Raw genomic sequence first — 19,599 nt, 5'->3', positions numbered from 1 at the left:
GTCGCCGGGATATTCGACGGTACACCTCGCCCCCAAGGGCGGGCACGCCCGCACGGACGACCGGACGGGAACCGTCATGAAGGCAACGACGACACCCCACCGCGTTGTTCCCGTGGCTCTCCCCGCAGCCTCCGTGCGGGTCCGCGCGAGCCCGCGCGGAGACGGAACGGAACGCCCGGTGACCGAAAAGGTTCACCGGTCCGGCGCTGTCCAGCGTGATCTTGTACTTATAGCGGGTCTCGACCGTCCAACCTCGCTACAAGTACAAGATCATCACGGAGGAAACCCCCTGTTGCACACCAGCGACGTTTCCGGCCAGACCGCTAGCCCTCGTAGACGTGCGGGGCGAGGGTGCCGATGAAGGGCAGGTTGCGGTACTTCTCGGCGTAGTCGAGGCCGTAGCCGACGATGAACTCGTTGGGCAGGTCGAAGCCGACGTACTCGACGTGCAGGTCCACGTCGAAGGCCAGCGGCTTGCGGACCATGGTGCAGACCTCCACCGAGCGGGGTCCGCGCGACTTCAGGTTGCCGATCAGCCACGACAGGGTCAGACCGGAGTCGATGACGTCCTCGACGATGAGGACGTCGCGGTCCTTGATGTCGGTCTCCAGGTCCTTGAGGATGCGGACCACCCCGGAGGAGGTGGTCCCGGCCCCGTAGGAGGAGACCGCCATCCAGTCCATGGAGACCGGGGTGTGCAGTACCCGGGCGAGGTCGGCCATCACCATCACCGCGCCCTTGAGCACACCGACGATGAGCAGGTCCTTGTCCGCGTAGTCGGCGTCGATCCGTGCGCCGATCTCCTCCAGGCGGGCCTTGATCTCTTCCTCGGTGACCAGGACCTTCTCCAGGTCCCGACCCATGTCTTTGGCGTCCACGCTGATGTCCTCGCTGCTGGGTTCCCCGTTTGCGGCAACCAGGATAAACGTGCCGAACACGGCGACGGAGCCGGACCGGCCCGCCTTCCCCCACGACGGTGCGTCCCGCGGGCCGGACACGCCGGGCACAGCCGGACCTCAGCCCTCGAAACGGACACGGCCCGCGACGCGAAGGCCCCGGACGCCTCCGGGCAGGTCGATGTGGGCCTGGCCACGCCACGCGGTGACCAACCGGTCCAGTTCGCGCACGTGCCGGGCGGTCAGCGCGCTGGCCGGACAGCCCGCGGCGAGCGCGGCGCGGCGCAGCACACGGGTGCGCAGGGACTCGGGGGCCCGCTCCAGCGGCGCCACCGCCAGGGCGGGCCCGGCCGGGCGCGCGTCCCCGCGGTCCCCGTCCCCCGGGGCGGACGCCTCCTCGAAGAGGCCGTCGGCGAGCAGGTCCAGGGTGTCGGCGTCCGCGCGCAGCATGCCCGCCGTGCGGGCGAGCGCGGCGGCGATCCCCGGCCCCAGCGCGCGCTCCAGGGCGGGCAGCGCCTCGTGGCGCACCCGCGACCGGGCGAAGCGGGGGTCGAGGTTGTGCGGGTCCTCCCACGCGTCCAGCCCCATCCGGGCGCAGGCCTCGCGCACGGTGGCGCGGTCCAGGTCCAGCAGGGGGCGCAGGCGGTGGCCGGTGCGCGGCGCCATGCCCGCCAGCGATCGGGCCCCGGAGCCGCGGGCCAGACCGAGCAGGACCGTCTCGGCCTGGTCGTCGAGGGTGTGGCCGAGCAGCACCACGGCGGGGGCGCGGTCGGCGACCGCTCCGTCCAGGGCCTCGTAGCGGGCGCGCCGGGCGGACGCCTCGGGCCCGCCCGGGCCGGTCACCCGCACCGACCTGACCAGGACGGGGTCGAGCCCGAGCCCGGCCAGGACCTTGGCCACGGCTTCGGCGCGCTGGGCCGATCCCTCCTGGAGCCCGTGGTCGACGGTGACCGCCCCCGCGGCCCGGCCGACGCGGGGGGCCTCGAAGGCCACCGCGCCCGCCAGCGCCAGGGAGTCGGCGCCGCCGCTGCACGCCACGAGCGCCGTGGTGTCGGCGGACAGGTCGCGCAGCACCCGCCGGACCGCCGAGCGCACGGCGGCGACGGCGGGGTGCGGACCGCTCACTCGGTGATGGCGGCCGGGCGCACGACCCGGTCGATCCAGGCTGTGGGGTTGCGGATCTCCGCCAGGGTGGGCAGGGTCTCGGGCGAGGTCCACACCCGGTTGAACTCGGTCATCCCGACCGCGGCCACCACGGCGCGGACGAAGGCGGCGCCCTCCTCGTACTGGCGCATCTTCATGTCCATGCCCAGCAGCTGGCGCATGATCCGGTCGACCGGGTTGGCGGACTCGCGGCGCTTCTGGAAGCGGGCGCGGATGGTGGCGACGGTGGGCACCACCTCGGGACCGACGGCGTCCATGACGAAGTCGCCGTGGCCCTCGGCGAGGCTCATGACCGCGGTGACCCGGTCCATGATCTCGCTCTGCTCGGGGCTCTGGATGGCGGTGATGAGGTTGCTCTCGCCCCCGCCCCGGACGGCGTCGGCGACGGCCTCGCCCGCGGCGCGCAGCCTGCTGATGAGGTCGCCCGCGTCCATCTCCGACGACAGGAGCAGCTCCTGCATGAGGTCCTGGACGTGGCCGCGCAGCCACGGCGTGGCCGTGAACTGCATGCGGTGGGTCTCCTCGTGCAGGCACACCCACAGCCGGAAGTCCCGGGAATCGACGTCCATCTCGCGTTCGGCGTTGACGATGTTGGGCGCCACCAGCGTCAGACGGCCGGTCGGCAGGGTGCCGTCGGGGTCCGGTGGCAGGAAGAGTTCGTACTGACCGAGGACCTTCCCCGCCAGGTAGGAGAGCACCGCTCCGAGCTGCACCCCGGTGATCCGGGAGCCGACCGCGCTGGTCAGGTTCCCGGCCGGGCTGTTGTTGAGCCGGTCGGCGCCCATCTGTTCGAGTACGGGTTCGATGACCACTCGGAACCCGTCGACGTTGGCTCGGATCCAGCCGGGGCGGTCCACGATGACCGCGGGGCCCGCTGGTTCGAGGGGGTTCATCCCGGTGAATTCGCGTACGTGTCCGGCCGCCACGGTGGAGAGTTCGCGCAACTGCGCGACGGCCTGCCGCGCGTCGGACAGGTCCACCTGCGGGCCCGGGCGCACGAGGCGGACACCGGTGTTCACGGCTACGTCCCAGTCGATCACAGTCACACCGCCAGCCTACCCACGAGGCGCGGCACGGCACGGGGATCAGGGCGGGAATTCCGGGTACCGCCCGGGATGACCCTGAGGACGACCGGTTTCCCCGGTACCACCGGGCGGTCCCGCGCCGCCGCCGTCCGGACACGCGGACGGCGGCGGGTGCACGTGGTGACCGGTCAGGAGCAGCCGCACCGGCTGAGCGCGGCGGCCAGGGGGTCCAGGCGGGGGCCGGCGGCGGCGGGGTGGTTGGCCATGAAGGCGAACAGGAGCACGTTGCCCTCCTGGTCGCGGACGGCCCCGGCCAGGGTGCTCACCCCGTTCAGGGTGCCGGTCTTGCCGCGCACCAGCCCCGCGCCCTCGTGCGCCGTGGAGTGGGCCGAGTAGCGGCCCCCGCTGGCCAGGGTGCCCGTGGAGTTGGCCGTGGGCAGCCCGGTGATCGCGGCGTTGAGGTCGGGGCGGTCACCGTTCGCGGCCAGCCGCAGCAGTTCCACCAGGGCACGCGGTGTGATCCTGTTCTCCGTGCTCAGACCGCTGTTGTCCGACAGCCGCACGCCCTCCACGCCCAGGTCCGCCATGATCTGGTGGGTGGCCGCGGTGGCGCCCGCGAAGGTGGCCTCGTGACCGGTCTCGACCGCGACGGCCCGGGCCATGGCCTCGGCCATGATGTTGTCACTGGAGAGCATCATGTTCTCGACCAGCACGGACATCGGGGCCGACGCCACCGAGGCGATCGGGTCCCCCGACGCGCTGGCGGGGACGGGTTCCCCCTCGACCGTGATCCCCGCCGCCTCCAGCTGCTCCGCGAAGGCCCGGGCCGCGTGCTGCGACGGCTCGGTCGTACGCGAACCGGAGCCCGAGGCGTCGGGCGAGACCCGACCGGAGTCGAGCATCAGAGCGGTGACCGGGGCGGCGTCCCCGTCGGAGATGTAGTTGGGCTTCCAGCCCGGCGGAGTGCCGGGTCCGGTGAACAGGGAGTCGTCATAGCCGAGGGAGACGACGTCCACGCCCTCCGCCGCCAGGGCGCTGGCCGTGCGCTCGGCCAGCTCCTCCAGGGTCGCTACCTGCGGGTAAGCTGCGGAGTCGGCGGTCGCGGTCAGTGTCGCGTCGCCCCCTCCGCGCAGCACGACCCGCTCCTCCCCGGGGACGAGGTGGGCCTGGGTGCTGAGTACGTGGTCGGGGCCGAGGGCGGTCAGCACGGCGACGGCCGTGACGATCTTCGTGGTCGAGGCCGGGGTCACGGGGGCGTCCGGGTCCAGCTCGAAGAGCGTCTCACCGGTGGCGGCGTCCGCGACGAAACCGGAGAGGCCCTCCTCGATCCCGGAATCCGACATGGGATCATCGAGGATGTCCGCGATCCGTTCCGGGTCCGCCGGCGTCGAGGCCGCGGGTTGCGCCGCCGCCACGCCCTCGGCGTCCGTGACCGGGTTGGGCGCCGCGGGAAGGGGGCGGGCCCCGATCACGTCGAGGGCGACAAACCCGGCGATCAGCACGAATATGTTGAGCAGGGCCAGCGCGAGGAGCGCCTCGCCTCGTACCCGTCGCACTCGGGGGCACCTGCCCTTCCTTCGGTGTAGCGGCCTGACGTTGTAGTTATACGGCGACATTAGTCGCATTGGGAGCCGAGATCAGCATGGAATTCGACGTTACGATCGAGATCCCCAAGGGGGAGCGCAACAAGTACGAGGTGGACCACGAGACCGGTCGTATCCGTCTCGACCGCATGCTGTTCACCTCCACGACCTACCCCGCCGACTACGGGTTCGTCGAGGGGACCCTCGGCGAGGACGGCGACCCCCTGGACGCCCTCGTCCTGCTCAAGGCCCCGACGTTCCCGGGCTGCCTGATCCGGGCACGCGCCATCGGCATGTTCCGCATGCGCGACGAGGCGGGGGGCGACGACAAGCTGCTCTGCGTCCCCGCGACGGACCCGCGCCAGGAGCACCTGCGTGACATTCACCACGTGAACGAGTTCGAGCGCCTGGAGATCGAGCACTTCTTCACGGTGTACAAGGACCTGGAGCCCGGCAAGTCCGTGGAGGGCGCCACCTGGGTCGGCCGCCACGAGGCCGAGCAGGAGATCGTGGCCTCGGTCAAGCGCGCCGAGGAGGCGGGCGTGCACGGCGACGCCTCGCACATCTCCGAGGTCAAGGAAAGCTAGTGCGGTGACCGAAAAGGTTCACCAGCTCGGCACTGACCAGTGTGATCCTGTACTTGTAGCGCACCTCGGACGTCCAACCTCGCTATAAGTACAAGATCACCATGGAGGAAACCCCCTGGTTCACACCAGCAACGTTTCCAGCCAGACCACTAGCGGCTCCCGAACACACGTGTCCCGGCGTCGCCGCGACGGCCCGGCGGAGGACTCCCCGCCGGGCCGCGTCGTGTCCGGGCCCGGGTACGGCGCGCGTGACGGTGGTCTCAGCGCTGGCCGCGCGAGGCGACCGCCCCCGGGCCGGGGAAGGGCTCGTGCGCGGAGTCCGTGGTGAGCACGTACCCCGCCAGCGCGATCAGCAGCAGGGCGCACAGCAGCGCCAGCGCGACGGGCAGCAGGGAGACCAGGCCGCGGGTCAGAACCGGGTCTCTCGGCGGTTTGGGGAAGCCCTCGCGGTCGAAGCGGTCGGCGCGCACGGCCACGTGCGTGCGGTAGCCGTCGAGTTCGGGACCGGCCATGCCGTTGAGCACCCGCAGCGGGACCAGCGCGGTGTTCTCCGGCAGCGCCAGCTCCCGCGGCACGCCGCTCCGCGGGCCGTTGGCCCGGTGGCGGGCGCACTCGGCCTCGGCGAGCGCGTGCAGCCACTCCCCCAGCCGGTCGGCGTCGGCGAGGCGCCCGATGTGCGCGCGGGCGACGATCAGCGTGTCCCTGAGCACCACGTGCGCGGCGTCGCGGTCGCGCAGGACCAGGATGCAGCGCCGGTACAGCTCCGCCCCGTACGCGTCGAGAAGCCTGGCGTAGGCGTCCTCCGGCGGAGTACGGCCGGAGCGCAGGGCGTGGAGGAGATCCCGGTCCGTCATAGACCAAGAATCTACGCCGCGCGCGGCACGGTGCTCACCGCTTTGTCGAAAGAGCGTCCGGCGGCGTGGCGCGTACGGCCCCGACGGCGGGCGACCGGGCTCAGCCCTCCTCCGGGGGGCGGCGCGGGTCCGGCCCCCGGAGGGTGTCCGGCCGCGGCGCGGCGGGCACTCCGGCGCGGGCGCGCAGCCACAGCAGCACGAAGGTGAGTGCGGTCAGGACGGCGACGAGCAGGGCCTCCCCCGGTCCGAGGAAGCCGAGCGCCATCACCCAGGCGGCCGCGACAACGAGCGCGCGCACCAGCACACGCGCCCACAGTCCCGGTGCCTCGGTGCTCAACTGCGCCTTCCGGGGACGGATGCCATAACGGCCGCTCCTGTCACTACGGCTGGGGGATGGAGCCCTTTCCGGCGGTGGCTGCACGCCGTACTCGGGTTCCACATGTCACCACCACGGAGCGCCGCCCGCAACACGCACCGGGAACGCCGGGGTGAGGGGAACGACACGCGCGGCCACCGGACCGTCGCTTGACTCCTCCCGGCCTTTGCTGGTCTCCTTACACCCATGTATCCGCGCACGCGCACCGACGCCATGGCTCGTACGGCCCCCGGGGCCTCCTGCCACCTGGCCCGTGCGGCGTGTCCGTGTTGTCGTCGCTGAGTCGTCGCCGAGGCGTCCTCGTACGCCGCCGACCGACCGCGTGCCCCTCCGCGCCCCCCACTCCATCGTGGACGCCGGGCGCTGGGCACCTCCCCGCAGGGTGATCTCCGTCTCCGCGTGAATCCGCGGGGCCGCTTCCCCTGCCTCCCCGGTGCACCGGGGCTTCCAGACGACATCCGCGCGCTCCCGTTCCCGGGGCGCGCACACGTGAAGGATCCTCTCACGATGCCCCAGCGCACTCTCTCCGGCACTGCCGTACTCCCCGCTCCCCAGAACGCCGCCGGACCGGCCGCCGAAGCACCGGTCCCGTCGACCGCGCCGACCGCGTCCGTCTCCCTGGAGGGGATCGGCGACGTGGTGGACGCCGGACGCCGCTCCGGCTACGCCCACCTGGACGGACGCCGCATGCCGACCCTCGGCCGCCTGGCGGCCGCCGCCCGGGGCGCCGCCGACTCCCTGAGCAGGCCCGCGCTGTGGCCGTCCCGGCGGGGGCACTGGCAGCTCGTCCCCCGCGCGGCCCGGCGCCACGCGGGCGGCAGGCTCCGCGTGACCGCGGTGGCGCTCGAACCCAACAGCTTCGTGTCCGGCCCCGCTCCGCGCCCGTCCCGACAGCACGGCATGGAGGTGCTGTACCTGGTCAGCGGGCGCGCGCACCTGATCGCCTCCGCCGCGGACGGGCAGATGCGCTCGGCGTCGGAGCTGTCCGCGGGCCGGGCCCGGGTGGTGGGCTCCGCCGAGGGCAGCGGTGGCAGCCACCACCTCGTGAACACCGGTGACGAGGTGGCCGTGGTGGTCCGGGTGACCGCCTGACCAGGAGCCCGGGTACGCGACCTCACTCATCGCCGCCCCGTTCGGTCGCGCTCGCGCGCAGGGCGGCGTCGACCGCCTCGACCGACCTGAGGACGGCGGCCATGCGCTGTCCCTCCGCCAGGTAGGCGTTCATGACCTGGTCGAGGGCGTGCGGGGGCATGTGGTCGCGCAGGTCGACCCTGGCGGTCCGGTAGCCCTCCCGGGCGGCCTCCAGCGCCGAGGAGACGTACTGGCGGGCCAACCGGGACAGGGCGACCGGATGGCGCCGCAGGACGCCGTGCAACCGGTAGTCGGCGGGCACGTGGTCGAACAGCCACACCAGGGCCGTCTGTTCGAAGGAGTCCGCCCCGGGCGGGTGGACGCTCGCGGGCCAGTCCGGCGTCAGCGGCTGATCGGGCATGCCTCCGATCATACCCGCTGTTCGAAAACCTGTTCGATGTGACCAGGGGTCAGTCCACGGTCCCGGAGGATTCGGACGTGCCGCCCTCGGCGGACTCCCGTCTCTCCATCTCCACCCGGATGGCCTGCTCCGCGGCGTCCACGGCGGCACGCGCGGTGATGGCGTTCGTGTGCGCCCGGTCCAGCTCCTCCAGGAGGATGCAGTCGAAGGACACGCGGGCGTCGTGGATGGCTGCTTCGAGTTGACGTGATGCCTCTTCCAGACTCATGTCCCTCTTCCTTCCCCAGAAGTCGGCACTTGCACATCACGTGCCCCAGGCGTCTCCCGCACGCGGTGGCCGCGGCACGCTTTCCCGGCGGACTGTCGCCGCACCGTTCTACGATGTTCACGAATCGCCGCTGTTCACGGCAGTGTCGACCATCCGGCCGAGAGGATCCCATGCGCAACCGCTATTCCGGGACATGCACCGACTGCCAGTCCTCCGTCGGCGCCGGCGAGGGTGTCGTCGTCAAGGAGGACGGCCGGTGGCGCACCTACTGCGCCGAGCACGAGCCGCGCCCCGTCCCTCCCGCCCGGGGCGGCCACCCCGGCTGGCACACCACCCCCCTGCTGGGCTTCGACACCGAGACCTCCTCCCGCGACCCCGACACCGCCTTCCTCGTCTCGGCCGCGCTGGTGGACCGCGAGGGCAAGGCCCGCACCTGGCTGGTGGACCCGGGCCCCCGCGAGATCCCGGCGGACGCCGTCGCCGTCCACGGCATCAGCACGGAGCGGGCCCGGGCCGAGGGCCGCCCCGCCGGGGAGTGCCTGGAGGAGATCGGCCAGGCGCTGGCCGACCAGCTCTCCTCCGGACAGGGGCTGGTGGTCTTCAACGCCCCCTACGACCTCCGGGTGCTCTCCGGGGAGATGCGGCGGCACGGACTGACGCCCCTCGCGGAGCGCCTGAGCGGCCCCCTGGTGCCCGTGGTGGACCCGCTGGTGATCGACCGGGGCGTGGACCCCTACCGCAGGGGCAAGCGCAACCTGGGCGCCATGTGCGAGTACTACGGCGTGGAGCTGACCGACGCCCACACCGCGACCGCCGACGCCTCGGCGGCGCTGGCCCTGGCCGAGGAGATCGGCGCCAGGCACCCCGACCTCGCCGCCGCCAGCCTGGCCGAGCTGCACCAGCGCCAGGTCGACTGGTCCCTGGCCTTCGCCCGCAACCGCCAGGAGTGGCTGGACCGCAGCAAACCCGGCCACGGGACCGTGGTGGACGGCACCTGGCCCTGACGGGCCGACCCGCGACGCTGCCGGTGCGCCCTCCCGGGCGGCGCACGGGACCGTCCCGTCCGGGCACACGCGCCCGGGAGCCGCGGCGTCGGGGAAACACGCCGTGGCGGGCCTCCCGATGTGTGCGGCCCGGCGCGGAACGGGTAGGTCCCGACCCAACGCGATCCTGGGGGACGACATGGTCTACTTCATCCTGGTGCTTCTGGCGGTATGGCTCATCCTCGCCATCCTGGGCATGGTCATCAAGGGCCTGCTCTGGCTCGCCGTCATCGGCGCCGTCCTGTTCGTGGCCACCGCCGTGTGGGGCTGGTTCCAGAACCGGCAGCGCGCCTGAGGGGCGCGCGGGGCCCGGGCCGGGGCGGCTCAGGAAGCAGCTCGGGCCCGCCCGGTGATCACCGAGGGGGCACACACCATGGGGGACCTCTTCGCCGAATAGGCGTTGGCCACCCAATTGGTCACCTACGCAAAACGCCACCCCGGACCGGGGTGGCGTTTCGGCTGGAGCCGCCTGTCGGAATCGAACCGACGACCTATTCATTACGAGTGAATCGCTCTGCCGACTGAGCTAAGGCGGCGCGCCGCCGCGTGTTCCACGCGGCGATGCGGTCACCATTCTAGCCCCTCGGCGGAGTGCCGGGGACACCCGAGCCCCTCACCCGGCCGTCCGCGTCAGGCGCAGGCCATGCCGTCCTCGGGCACGGTGAGATCGACCAGGTAGGCGTCCACGATCTCGTCGATGCACTGGTCGCCCTTGCGGTAACCGGTGTGGCCGTCGCCGTCCCGGGTCACCAGGAAGCCCGGGTCGAGCTGCTCCGCGAGCGCCTCGGACCACGCGTACGGGGTGGCCGAGTCCCGGGTGGTGCCCAGCACCATGACGGGGGCGGCGCCCGCCCCGTCCAGCTCGGGGTGCGGGTCGACCGCCTCCTCCGGCCAGTACGCGCAGGGCAGGGCGCCCCACGCCAGGCCGGGGCCGAAGATCGGCGACTCCTCACCGGCCTGGGCCGCGGCCTCGGCGTAGGCCTCCACGTCGCGCGGGCTGGGCGAGTCGGAGCAGTTCACCGCGATGAGGGCCGCCGTGGAGTTGACGTAGGCGCCCGTGTCACCGCGGCTGTAGAGGTCGTCGGCGAGCTGGAGCAGGAGGGTGCCGTCGCCCTCCTCCACCGCGACGGTGAGGGCCTCGCGCACGCTGGGCCAGTAGGCCTCGGTGTACAGCGCGGCGAGCACGCCCAGCTCGGCGCGGGCCCGGTTGACCTCGCGGTCGTCCATGCGGTTGGACAGGGGGTTCTCGGCGGTGTCCGCCAGGAAGGCGGTCAGCGCCTCGACACCGTCGTCCACTCCGTCGCCGGGGCCGCCGAGCGGGCAGTCCGACCGGCCCAGGCAGTCCTCCACGAAGGCCCGCAGCGCGGTCTCGAACCCGGTCGCCTGCTGCACACTGAGGTCGAGCTGCCCCTGGCTGGGGTCCACGGCGCCGTCGAGCACCAGGGCGCGGACCCGCTCGGGGAACTGCTCGGCGTAGTGGGCGCCGATGCTGGTGCCGTAGGAGAAGCCCAGGTAGGTGAGCTGCTCGTCGCCGAGCAGGGCGCGCAGCAGGTCCATGTCGCGGACGACGTCGGCGGTGCCCACGTGCAGCATCAGTTCGGGGTGGTTGGCCTGGCAGGCCTCGACGAAGCCGCGGCTGTCCTCCTCCAGCTCGGCCAGCTCGGCCTCGGAGACCTCGGACATGTCGCCGTCGCCCTCGACGCTGTCCACCCCGCCGAGGAACTCGTCGACGCCCTCGGCGTCCAGGCAGGTCAGCGGTGAGCTGCGGCCGACGCCGCGCGGGTCGAACCCGACCACGTCGAACCTCTCGCGCACCGCGTCGCTGACCGTGGAGGGGGCGTGATCGACCAAGTCGTACCCGGAGCCGCCGGGCCCGCCGGGGTTGACGAGCAGGGAGCCGAGGACGTCATCGCCCTCGGAGGGGAAGCGCTTGACCGCGATCTCGATGCGCTCGCCGTCCGGATCCTCGTAGTCGAGGGGCACCTCGTAGGTGGCGCACTCGGTGCCGGGCGCTCCGCTTTCGCACTCGCCCCAGGCCAGCTCCTGGTCGGCGAAGGCCACCAGGTCCTCCGAGAGCCCGGGCGCGACGCTCCCCTCCCTCTGCTGGTCGTCCTGCGCCGTGCACGCCGTCACCAGCAGCACGGACCCTGCGAGCACGGCCGCCCACGGTCCCCGAACCCTCGTCGCCAACGGTGTCCCGCCCTCTCGTCATGTCCGACCGCGACCGACGTGTCGTCGGCGCCGACCCATTCTCCACGACCGGTGCGGCCCGCACCGGCCCAACGCGCGTTCTCCGTCCCCGGCCGGGCACGGTGTCCCGTTTCCTCCCACCGTCGCGCGGGGTCCGCCGCCCGGTCCCCTGCGCCGCCGCACCGCCCCGCGGCGGGTCTCCGCACGAGGGGGCCGCGCCTTCACGAGATCGTGGGGACGGCGATCCGGGCGGCTGGTTCGCGCTCGGGGAGACCGGGAGCGGGGCCCCACGGCCCGTGAGCGCGGGGAGGACTCCCTATCCGGCCAGGAGGGCGGAGGTCATGGCCTCCATGGCGATCTGGGGGTGCACGTTCGCGGCGATGCGCTCACGGCACTCCATGATGGCGTCGATCCTGCGCAGCGTGGACTCCGGGGTGCTGGAGCGGGCGATGCGCTCCAGGTCGCCGGAGCGCTCGGCCGTGGACAGCTCCACCCTCGCGCCCAGCTGGAGGGTGAGCACGTCCCGGTAGAACGCGACCAGGTCGAGCAGGGCCCGGTCGTAGGAGTCGCGCTTGATCCGGGTGGCGCGGCGCTTCTGCCGCTCCTCCAGGTCCTTCATCGCTCCCGCGGAGCCGCGCATCGCCTTGGCCACGCCCTTGCCCGTGGAGCCCTCGCCGAACGCGGCCCGCAGCTCCTCCCTCTCCTTCTCGTCGAGCGCCGTGGTGAGGGCCTTGGACTCCTCCTCCGCGATCTCGTAGAGCCGGGCGGCGGAGGTGACGCACGCGCCGAGTCCGTCGAGCCGTGCGGGGATGGACAGCACCTCCTCCCGGCGTCTGCGCGCCTCGGGGTCGGTGGCCAGCTGCCGGGCCCGGTCGATCCGCCCGGAGGCGGCGGCCGCGGCGGCGCGGGCGGTCTCCGCGTCGATCCCGTCGCGCTGGACGAGGGCGTCCACCAGTTCCCGGGTGCCGGGCGTGGCCAGGGTGACCATGCGACAGCGGGAGCGGATGGTGACGAGGAGGTCGTCGGGGGTGGGGGTGCACAGCAGCCACACGGTGCGCGGCGAGGGCTCCTCCACCGCCTTGAGCAGGGCGTTGGAGGCGGCCTCGGTGGCGCGGTCGGCGTCCTCGAACAGCACGATCCGGAACCGCCCGCCTGAGGGCTTGGAGCCCGCGCGCAGCACGAGGTCGCGGGTGGCGGCCACGCCGAAGCTCAGTCCGCTGGGCCGCACGTACAGCAGGTCGGGATGGGTCCCGGTGAGGGTCTGGTGGCAGGAGGCGCAGTGCCCGCAGCCGCCGTCCGGGCACTGGAGGGCGGCTGCGAAGGCCCGGGCGGCCTCCGATCGCCCCGAACCGGGCGGCCCGGTGAACAGCCAGGCGTGGGTCATCCCCGTGCCCCGTCCGCCGGAGACGAGGTCGGCGGCCCCGGCGACGGCCCGCTGGAGCTGGCCCACCGTGGACCGCTGGCCGATGAGGTCGTCGAAGACCGTCATGCTTCCCTCCCACCGCTGGTGTCCGGTCTTCAGGATAGGAGTCGGCGCCGACGTCCGGGCCGTTGTCCACAGGCCGGTCCTCCCCGCCCGCGCCCCGTCGCGCTCCGGTCGCCGTTCCCAGTCGTGACCCATGCGCCTCCTCCGTCGCACAGCCGTCCACCCGCTCCCCGAGGAGTGCCCCGATCGGCGCGGACGCTGGGGGGACGATCAGGTTGTCGCAGGTCAGACAGTGTCCGCATGAGGCCAGGACGTGTATTCCCCCGAACTCCGCGGGCCTTCCGGAGATCCTCTTCCATGTGACCGGCGACACGGTCGGGCGCGGAGGACACCACGGAGGGAAAACACATGTCGAACACGCACGAGAAGAACACGCAGACGGCCGCCGGATGGCCCGAGCTGGCGGAGGGGCAGCGGGACTGGAGGGTCGCCGTCGTCAGCTTCCTGCTCCACCACCTCGGTTACTACGGTCGTGAGGAGGTCGGCGACGAGTTCCACTGCGGCCTGGTCGAGGTGGTCGTCGCCTACCAGCGCGCCAGGGACCTGGAGCGCAACGGCAGGGTCGACGCCGCCACCTGGAAGCAGCTGACCCGCGACCTCGGCGTCGTGCGCCAGGGCGACGGGGGGACCAGGGTCAAGGCCGTCCAGGAGGCGCTGATCTCCGGCCACGGCCACGACCTCGTCCTGGACGGGGTCTTCGGCCCGGCGACCCTGGCCGCCGTCCGGGCCTTCCAGAAGGGGGCCGGGATCGCCATCGACGGCGAGGTCGGCCCGATCACCTTCGAGGAGCTGATCGTCCCCGACGCCTGAGCCCGGGCCGGGACCGCTCGGCCCGGACACCGGGGACACGAACGAGGGCTCCCTCCCGCGAGCGCGGGGAGGGAGCCCTCCACGTGTGCCGGACGGCCCGGGCGCCGCCGAGCCGGTCGTCCGGACCTCAGCCCTGTCCGACCTCGTCGTTCCTGATCACCGGAATCATGCCGGTGACGGCCTCGGAGCTGCTCGGGACCGGGTCGGGCAGCAGGGAGCGCACCCGGCGCTGGATCTCGCGGGTGGTCCTGTCCTGCGGCTCGCGGGCGTCGAGCACCAGGTAGCGCTCCGGCGCGGCCCGGGCCAGCTCCAGGAAGCCCCGGCGGACACGGTCGTGGAACTCCGCCGACTCGCCCTCGATGCGGTCGGCCGGACCGCCCAGGCGGGACAGGCCGTCCTCGGGCCGCACGTCGAGCAGCACCGTCAGGTCCGGGACCAGGCCCTGCGTGGCCCAGTCGCTGATGCGGCGGATCTCGTCCGGGGACAGGTCGCGGCCCGAGCCCTGGTAGGCCAGCAGGGAGTCCACGTAGCGGTCGCTGATGACGACCGCGCCGCGCCGCAGCGCGGGCAGGATCTCCTGCTGGACGTGGTCGGCCTTGTCGGCCGCGTAGAGCAGCACCTCGGCGCGCGGGGTGATGTGCGAGTTCTCCCGGTCCAGGAGCAGGCCGCGCAGGCGCATGCCGAGCTTGGTCGCGCCCGGCTGGCGGGTGCCGACCACCTCGAACCCCTGGTCGCGCAGCCACACCGTCAGCTCGCGCACCTGGGTGGACTTGCCCGCGCCCTCGCCGCCCTCGACGACGATGAACGCGCCCGCGGGCTTGGACTCCTCGTCCTCCTCCGGCGCGATCGCGACGCCGCGCAGCGCCGCGAACAGCTCCGGGAGCAGGCCGGGACCGGCCTCGGGGTCGTCCCGGCGGTTCATCTGCCGGTAGCAGACCAGCGCCACGACCAGGGCGAGCAGGCCGGAGACCATGAGGACGACACCGCTGCCGCGCAGGTCGTAGGTCAGGGGGCCGACCGGGATCTCGTAGCTGCCGATGAGCCCGGCGACCAGAGGCGCGAGCACCGCGGCCGCGACCAGGGCTATGCGGGCGGCGCCGTGCAGGAAGGCGAAGGCGCTGTCCCGGTGCTCGTCCTCCACCTCGCGGTCGAACACGGCCAGGCCGATCACCCAGGCGGTGCCCGCGCCCACGCCGAGCAGCGCGGCGAGCACGGCGGTGAGCACCATGTCGGCGACGGCCCCGGCGAACAGCAGGGCCAGCCCGGCGAGGGCGATGCTCAGGCCGAACAGGCGGCTGCGGCTGAACTGCTTGAGGACTCGCGGCCCGGCGAGCATGCCCAGGGCCATGCCCGCGAAGACCGCGGCGAAGACCACGCCGAAACCGGCGTTGCCCGCGCCCAGGCCCTCGACGTGCACGCGGCCGACGCCGATGACCGCTCCTTCGGCGGCGAGGACGCCGAGCATGCCCAGGACCAGGCCGCGCACGCGCGGCGTGCCGCCCGTGTGGCGCCGACCGGTCGCCACCGCGCGCAGGATGCCGCTGTCGCGGGTGTCGCTCTCGGCGTCCTTGGAGGGCTTGTGCCTGGGGATCGGCAGTCCGGCCACGACGATCGCCGCGACGACGAAGGTGAGGCCGTTGAGGTAGAGGGCGACGTCGGCCTCGGGGCTGGCCATGGAGGGCAGGAGCGCGCCGAGCACGTTGCTCACCGAGGCGAGCGCGGCGAACAGCAGGGCGGCCACGGGCGCGGTGCCGTAGGTGGTGAGCAGGCTCAGCCGGTTGGCCTGCCCCAGCAGCTTGCGGGGCACCAGGTTGGGGATCGTGGCGTCCTTGGCCGGGGCCCAGAACAGGGCGACGACCTCGGCCAGGAGGGTGGCGATGAACAGCCACTCCAGGGCGAATCCGGGAAAGAGGAGGCCCACGAGGGGGATGGAGACGTACAGCAGGGCGCGCAGGACGTCGCCGACCACCATCGTCCACTTGCGGTCGAGGCGGTCGGCGACCGCCCCGGCCAGCGGGCTGAGCAGGATCGACGGGGCGAGCTTGATCGCCACGACGCCGCTGACGGCCAGGTACTGGACGAGCTGGGAGCCGCCGGCGGTGAAGACGGTCGCCAGGGACACCAGTGCCAGCAGGCTGAGCCAGTCGCCCAGGCTGGAGAGGGAGAGAGAGATCCACAGCCTTCGGAAGGGTGTGATCGCAAGAACGTTGCGCGCCTCGGCCGGCGCTCCCAGGGGTGCAGATCTGCTCATAGCGCTCAAGATTATCGGTGAGGGGGAGAGGGAACGACGGATCACGGGTCCGCCTCAGATTCGGTGGATACCTCGGGGGATCGCGCACGTTTCTGCGCCCCCGTCAGTCCTGCCAAGCGTAGTACGGAAGGCTGCTCCCGCACAGGGGTGAGAATGCGCCCACCCGGGGTGAACGCGGAGAAGAGTACCCACCCGGCCACCCCCGTCGGGAGGTGTCCGGGTGAGCCTACGCGCACGGGGCTCCGGGAGACGAATTCCGGCCCGTCACCCACCGCCCGCGCCCTACTGCCCGCGCCCTACTGCCCGCGTCCTGCTTCCCGGGCCTCACGCCCGCGTGTCCTGCTCCCGCGGGTTCTCACTCCTCGGGGGCGGGGTCGGAGGCGCCGGCCCTCCTGGCCGGGGACTTCCTGGCGGCCGTCGTGGAGGTGGACGCCTTCTTGGCCGTCGTGCCCGTCTTCTTGGCGGGGGCCTTCTTCGCGGCGGGCTTCTTGGCCGCGGGCTTCTTCTTGGCGGGCGCCTTGGCCCGGCGCTCGGCCAGCAGCTCGGCGGCCCGCTGGTCGGTGATCGACTCCACCTCGTCGCCCTTGCGCAGGGAGGCGTTGACCTCCCCGTCGGTGACGTAGGGGCCGAACCGGCCGTCCTTGATCACCATCTTGACGCCCGAGGCCGGGTCCTCCCCCAGCTCGCGCAGCGGCGGGGTGGCGGCGCGGCGGCCGCGCTGCTTGGGCTGGGCGAACAGCGCCGCGGCCTGCTCCAGGGTGACCGTGAACATCTGCTCCTCGGTCTCCAGGGAGCGGCTGTCGGTGCCCTTCTTGATGTAGGGGCCGAAGCGGCCGTTCTGCGCGGTGACGTCCTCGCCGTCGATCTGGCCGACCACGCGCGGCAGCGACAGCAGGCGCAGCGCGTCCTCCAGGGTGACGGTGTCCAGGCTCATCGACTTGAGCAGCGAGCTGGTGCGCGGCTTGACCTTGGCCTTGGCCCTGGTCTTCTTGCCCTCCTCGGCCTCCTGCGGCTCCTCGACCACCTCGGTGACGTAGGGGCCGAACCGCCCGGTCTTGGCCACGACGACGCGGCCGGTCTCGGGGTCGGTGCCCAGCTCGCGGTCGCCGCTGGGCTGGGCGAACAGCTCCTCGGCCTTGTCCTTGGTCAGCTCGTCCGGCGCCAGGTCCTCGGGCACGTTCACCCGCACGCCGTCCCGGTCCAGGTAGGGGCCGTAGCGCCCCACCCGCAGCACGATGTCGGTGCCGGGCAGCGGCAGGGAGCTGATCTCCTTGGGGTCGATGCCGGAGAGGTTGTCGCTGACCAGTTCCTTGAGCCCGGTCTCCCGGTGGCCCGCGGTGTCCTCGCCGCCGAAGTAGAAGCGGCGCAGCCACGGCAGGCTCTCGGCCTCGCCACGGGCGATGTCGTCGAGCACGTCCTCCAGGCGCGCGGTGAACTTGTAGTCCACCAGGATGCCGAAGTGGCGCTCCAGCAGCTGCACCACGGCGAAGGCCAGGAAGGACGGCACCAGGGCCGTGCCCTTCTTGAACACGTAGCCGCGGTCCTGGATGGTGCCGATGATCGAGGCGTAGGTGGAGGGGCGGCCGATCTCGCGCTCCTCCAACTCCTTGACCAGGGTGGCCTCGGTGTAGCGCGCGGGGGGCCGGGTGCTGTGCCCCTCGGCCTCCAGGTTCTGGGCCTTGACCGGGTCGCCCTCGGACATCGCGGGCAGGCGGCGCTCGCGGTCGTCCAGGTCGGCGGCCGGGTCGTCGGATCCCTCCACGTAGGCCTTGAGGAACCCGTGGAAGGTGATGACCTTGCCGGTCGCGCTGAACTCGGCGACCTCGCCGTCGGAGGAGGTGCCCTCGATGCGCACGGTGACGGACTCGCCGACCGCGTCCTTCATCTGGGAGGCGACGGTGCGCTTCCAGACCAGCTCGTAGAGCCGGAACTCGGGACCGGACAGGCCGGTCTGGGCGGGCGTGCGGAAGGTGTCGCCGGACGGGCGGATCGCCTCGTGCGCCTCCTGGGCGTTCTTGACCTTCTTGGCGTACACGCGCGGCTTGTCGGGCAGGTAGTCGCCGCCGTAGAGGCTGCGCACCTGGGAGCGGGCGGCCTTGACCGCGCTCTCCGACAGCGTGGTGCTGTCGGTACGCATGTAGGTGATGTAGCCGTTCTCGTACAGCCGCTGGGCGACCTGCATGGTCTGCTTGGCCGACAGGCCGAGCTTGCGGGACGCCTCCTGCTGGAGGGTGGTGGTGCGGAACGGCGCGTAGGGCGAGCGGCGGTAGGGCTTGCGCTCCACCGCGGAGACCGAGAACCCGGCGCCGGTCAGGCGCTCGGCGAGGCCGCGCGCCGCGGCCTCGTCCAGCTGGCGGACGGGGCGGTCCGAGCGCAGCGTGCCCTGCGGGGTGAAGTCGCGGCCCGCGGCGACGCGGGCGCCGTCCACGGAGACAAGGGCGGCGGGGAAGGTGGCGGGGCCTTCGGCGACACCGGCCTCGGTGGCGTCGAAGAGGGCCTTGAGGTCCCAGTACTCGGCGGAGGTGAACGCCATGCGCTCGCGCTCGCGCTCGACCACCAGTCGGGTGGCCACGGACTGCACGCGGCCCGCCGAGAGCTTGGGCATGACCTTCTTCCACAGCACGGGGGAGACCTCGTAGCCGTAGAGGCGGTCCAGGATGCGCCGGGTCTCCTGTGCGTTGACCAGGCGGGTGTTGAGGTCGCGGGTGTTGAGGGCCGCGCGCTGGATGGCGTCCTTGGTGATCTCGTTGAACACCATGCGGCGGACGGGGATGCGGGGCTTGAGCTCCTCCATCAGGTGCCAGGCGATCGCCTCGCCCTCGCGGTCCTCATCCGTGGCGAGGAGGAGTTCGTCGGCGTCGGCCATGAGCTCCTTGAGCTTCTTGACGTGCGCCTTCTTGTCGGTGTTGACCACGTAGAGCGGCTCGAAGTCCCCGTCGACGTCCACGCCGAGCCTTGCCCAGGCCTGTCCCTTGTACTTGGCGGGGATCTCGGCGGCCTTGTTGGGCATGTCGCGGATGTGGCCGATGCTGGACTCCACGACGTAGCCGCGCCCCAGATAACCGGCGATGGTCTTCACCTTGGTCGGCGACTCGACGATGACCAGGGCGGTGCCCGCCCCCTGCCGTCCGCTGTCCTTCGAGCCGTTCTTGCCGGCGCTGCCCTTCGTGGGTGGCACGCTCTTCCCCTACGTCTAGCCCTACGTGATCTTTCCGGCCGCGGTCTGTCGGAAGCCCCTGGGAACCGACAGTAACCGAAACTCCAGGCGCTCCCCTCGTCGGTGGACGGGAGGGACTCCACCCTCCGCGGGTGAGGGTCCCGTCGCTCTGGGTGGACACCCGGCCCACGCCCACCGGCACCCGCAGAATAAGCGCTTCCCGAACCGGTACCGGTCCGTAGCGTACGTGAGCCGCCCCGGCAACGTGGGCCGGTTGACCATCACTGCCTCTGACGAGCACCCATAACGACTCTCGCGAGTGACTTCGGTCACACTTGATGGTGGCCGAGTGTCTACTTTCCCCAGAATGCGGCGAGTCCTCCCGGATATTCCCGGGAGGACTCGGCTCACGTCACG

General features: G+C 72.5%; 17 protein-coding genes and 1 tRNA gene. 5 read left to right on the top strand and 13 right to left on the bottom strand.

The window, feature by feature from the left end; translation table 11 throughout:
• Positions 1 to 323: 323 nt before the first annotated feature.
• The 4 genes from hpt to dacB all read right to left on the bottom strand — a co-directional run bounded on the left by hpt (position 324) and on the right by dacB (position 4,641).
• Complete coding sequence (gene hpt, locus FYW99_RS01600; RefSeq protein ID WP_190394508.1) at positions 324 to 878, bottom strand: hypoxanthine phosphoribosyltransferase; 555 nt, start codon at positions 876 to 878, stop codon at positions 324 to 326.
• Positions 879 to 1,016: 138 nt separating this feature from the next.
• The gene (gene tilS, locus FYW99_RS01595) at positions 1,017 to 2,021 is read right to left on the bottom strand and encodes a tRNA lysidine(34) synthetase TilS (RefSeq protein ID WP_150249228.1); all 1,005 of its coding nucleotides are present in this window, start codon (positions 2,019 to 2,021) and stop codon (positions 1,017 to 1,019) included.
• Complete coding sequence (locus FYW99_RS01590; RefSeq protein ID WP_150249837.1) at positions 2,018 to 3,100, bottom strand: zinc-dependent metalloprotease; 1,083 nt, start codon at positions 3,098 to 3,100, stop codon at positions 2,018 to 2,020. Before FYW99_RS01590 ends, tilS begins: the two co-directional genes overlap by 4 nt.
• 173 nt (positions 3,101 to 3,273) lie before the next feature.
• Positions 3,274 to 4,641, bottom strand: coding sequence for a D-alanyl-D-alanine carboxypeptidase/D-alanyl-D-alanine endopeptidase (gene dacB, locus FYW99_RS01585; protein WP_223838632.1), 1,368 nt, complete (start codon positions 4,639 to 4,641; stop codon positions 3,274 to 3,276).
• Positions 4,642 to 4,727: 86 nt separating this feature from the next.
• Here dacB and FYW99_RS01580 point away from each other — a divergent pair, with 86 nt between their 5' ends.
• Positions 4,728 to 5,255: an inorganic diphosphatase gene (locus FYW99_RS01580; protein WP_013155954.1), complete on the top strand. Its 528-nt coding sequence runs from the start codon at positions 4,728 to 4,730 to the stop codon at positions 5,253 to 5,255.
• Between the two features lie 260 nt (positions 5,256 to 5,515).
• On the opposite strand, the gene FYW99_RS01575 is transcribed toward FYW99_RS01580, so the two are convergent.
• Both FYW99_RS01575 and FYW99_RS01570 read right to left on the bottom strand, forming a co-directional pair.
• A complete protein-coding gene (locus FYW99_RS01575; RefSeq protein WP_150249221.1) occupies positions 5,516 to 6,109 on the bottom strand; it encodes an RNA polymerase sigma factor in 594 nt (197 codons plus the stop codon).
• 100 nt (positions 6,110 to 6,209) lie between these two features.
• Positions 6,210 to 6,446 carry a hypothetical protein gene (locus tag FYW99_RS01570; protein WP_150249218.1) on the bottom strand — a complete coding sequence of 79 codons (237 nt, stop codon included), beginning with the start codon at positions 6,444 to 6,446 and terminating at the stop codon, positions 6,210 to 6,212.
• Between the two features lie 546 nt (positions 6,447 to 6,992).
• Here FYW99_RS01570 and FYW99_RS01565 point away from each other — a divergent pair.
• Complete coding sequence (locus FYW99_RS01565) at positions 6,993 to 7,577, top strand: hypothetical protein (protein WP_150249215.1); 585 nt, start codon at positions 6,993 to 6,995, stop codon at positions 7,575 to 7,577.
• 22 nt (positions 7,578 to 7,599) lie between these two features.
• Here FYW99_RS01565 and FYW99_RS01560 read toward each other — a convergent pair whose 3' ends face one another.
• Positions 7,600 to 7,989 (bottom strand): hypothetical protein, encoded by a 390-nt coding sequence (locus FYW99_RS01560; RefSeq protein ID WP_190394507.1) that lies wholly within the window; start codon positions 7,987 to 7,989, stop codon positions 7,600 to 7,602.
• A gap of 37 nt (positions 7,990 to 8,026) precedes the next feature.
• A complete protein-coding gene (locus FYW99_RS01555) occupies positions 8,027 to 8,245 on the bottom strand; it encodes a hypothetical protein (RefSeq protein ID WP_061081550.1) in 219 nt (72 codons plus the stop codon).
• A 170-nt stretch (positions 8,246 to 8,415) separates the two neighbouring features.
• On the opposite strand from FYW99_RS01555, the gene FYW99_RS01550 reads away from it, so the two are divergent.
• Together FYW99_RS01550 and FYW99_RS01545 are read left to right on the top strand one after the other, a co-directional pair.
• A complete protein-coding gene (locus FYW99_RS01550; protein ID WP_150249210.1) occupies positions 8,416 to 9,249 on the top strand; it encodes an exonuclease domain-containing protein in 834 nt (277 codons plus the stop codon).
• Between the two features lie 178 nt (positions 9,250 to 9,427).
• Positions 9,428 to 9,583: a hypothetical protein gene (locus FYW99_RS01545; protein ID WP_017563073.1), complete on the top strand. Its 156-nt coding sequence runs from the start codon at positions 9,428 to 9,430 to the stop codon at positions 9,581 to 9,583.
• Positions 9,584 to 9,748: 165 nt separating this feature from the next.
• Here the strand turns inward: FYW99_RS01545 and FYW99_RS01540 are convergent.
• The 3 genes from FYW99_RS01540 to FYW99_RS01530 form a co-directional block, all read right to left on the bottom strand.
• Positions 9,749 to 9,824: transfer RNA gene (locus FYW99_RS01540), tRNA-Thr, on the bottom strand.
• A 94-nt stretch (positions 9,825 to 9,918) separates the two neighbouring features.
• A complete protein-coding gene (locus FYW99_RS01535) occupies positions 9,919 to 11,445 on the bottom strand; it encodes an alpha/beta hydrolase (RefSeq protein ID WP_150249207.1) in 1,527 nt (508 codons plus the stop codon).
• Between the two features lie 349 nt (positions 11,446 to 11,794).
• Positions 11,795 to 12,967 (bottom strand): DNA polymerase III subunit delta', encoded by a 1,173-nt coding sequence (locus tag FYW99_RS01530; protein ID WP_150249204.1) that lies wholly within the window; start codon positions 12,965 to 12,967, stop codon positions 11,795 to 11,797.
• 345 nt (positions 12,968 to 13,312) lie between these two features.
• Between FYW99_RS01530 and FYW99_RS01525 the strand changes: the two genes are divergently transcribed.
• Positions 13,313 to 13,774 carry a peptidoglycan-binding domain-containing protein gene (locus FYW99_RS01525; protein WP_150249201.1) on the top strand — a complete coding sequence of 154 codons (462 nt, stop codon included), beginning with the start codon at positions 13,313 to 13,315 and terminating at the stop codon, positions 13,772 to 13,774.
• Positions 13,775 to 13,901: 127 nt separating this feature from the next.
• Here FYW99_RS01525 and tmk read toward each other — a convergent pair whose 3' ends face one another.
• A complete protein-coding gene (gene tmk, locus FYW99_RS01520; RefSeq protein ID WP_150249198.1) occupies positions 13,902 to 16,025 on the bottom strand; it encodes a dTMP kinase in 2,124 nt (707 codons plus the stop codon).
• Positions 16,026 to 16,380: 355 nt separating this feature from the next.
• Positions 16,381 to 19,203, bottom strand: coding sequence for a type I DNA topoisomerase (topA, locus tag FYW99_RS01515; RefSeq protein WP_150249195.1), 2,823 nt, complete (start codon positions 19,201 to 19,203; stop codon positions 16,381 to 16,383).
• Positions 19,204 to 19,599: the final 396 nt, after the last annotated feature.

This window comes from Nocardiopsis deserti (assembly GCF_008638355.1).
GTDB classification, from domain to species: Bacteria; Actinomycetota; Actinomycetes; order Streptosporangiales; family Streptosporangiaceae; genus Nocardiopsis; species Nocardiopsis alborubida.
Note: the sequence above shows the minus strand (reverse complement) of the source record. Positions and strands in the feature narration are given on the sequence as shown.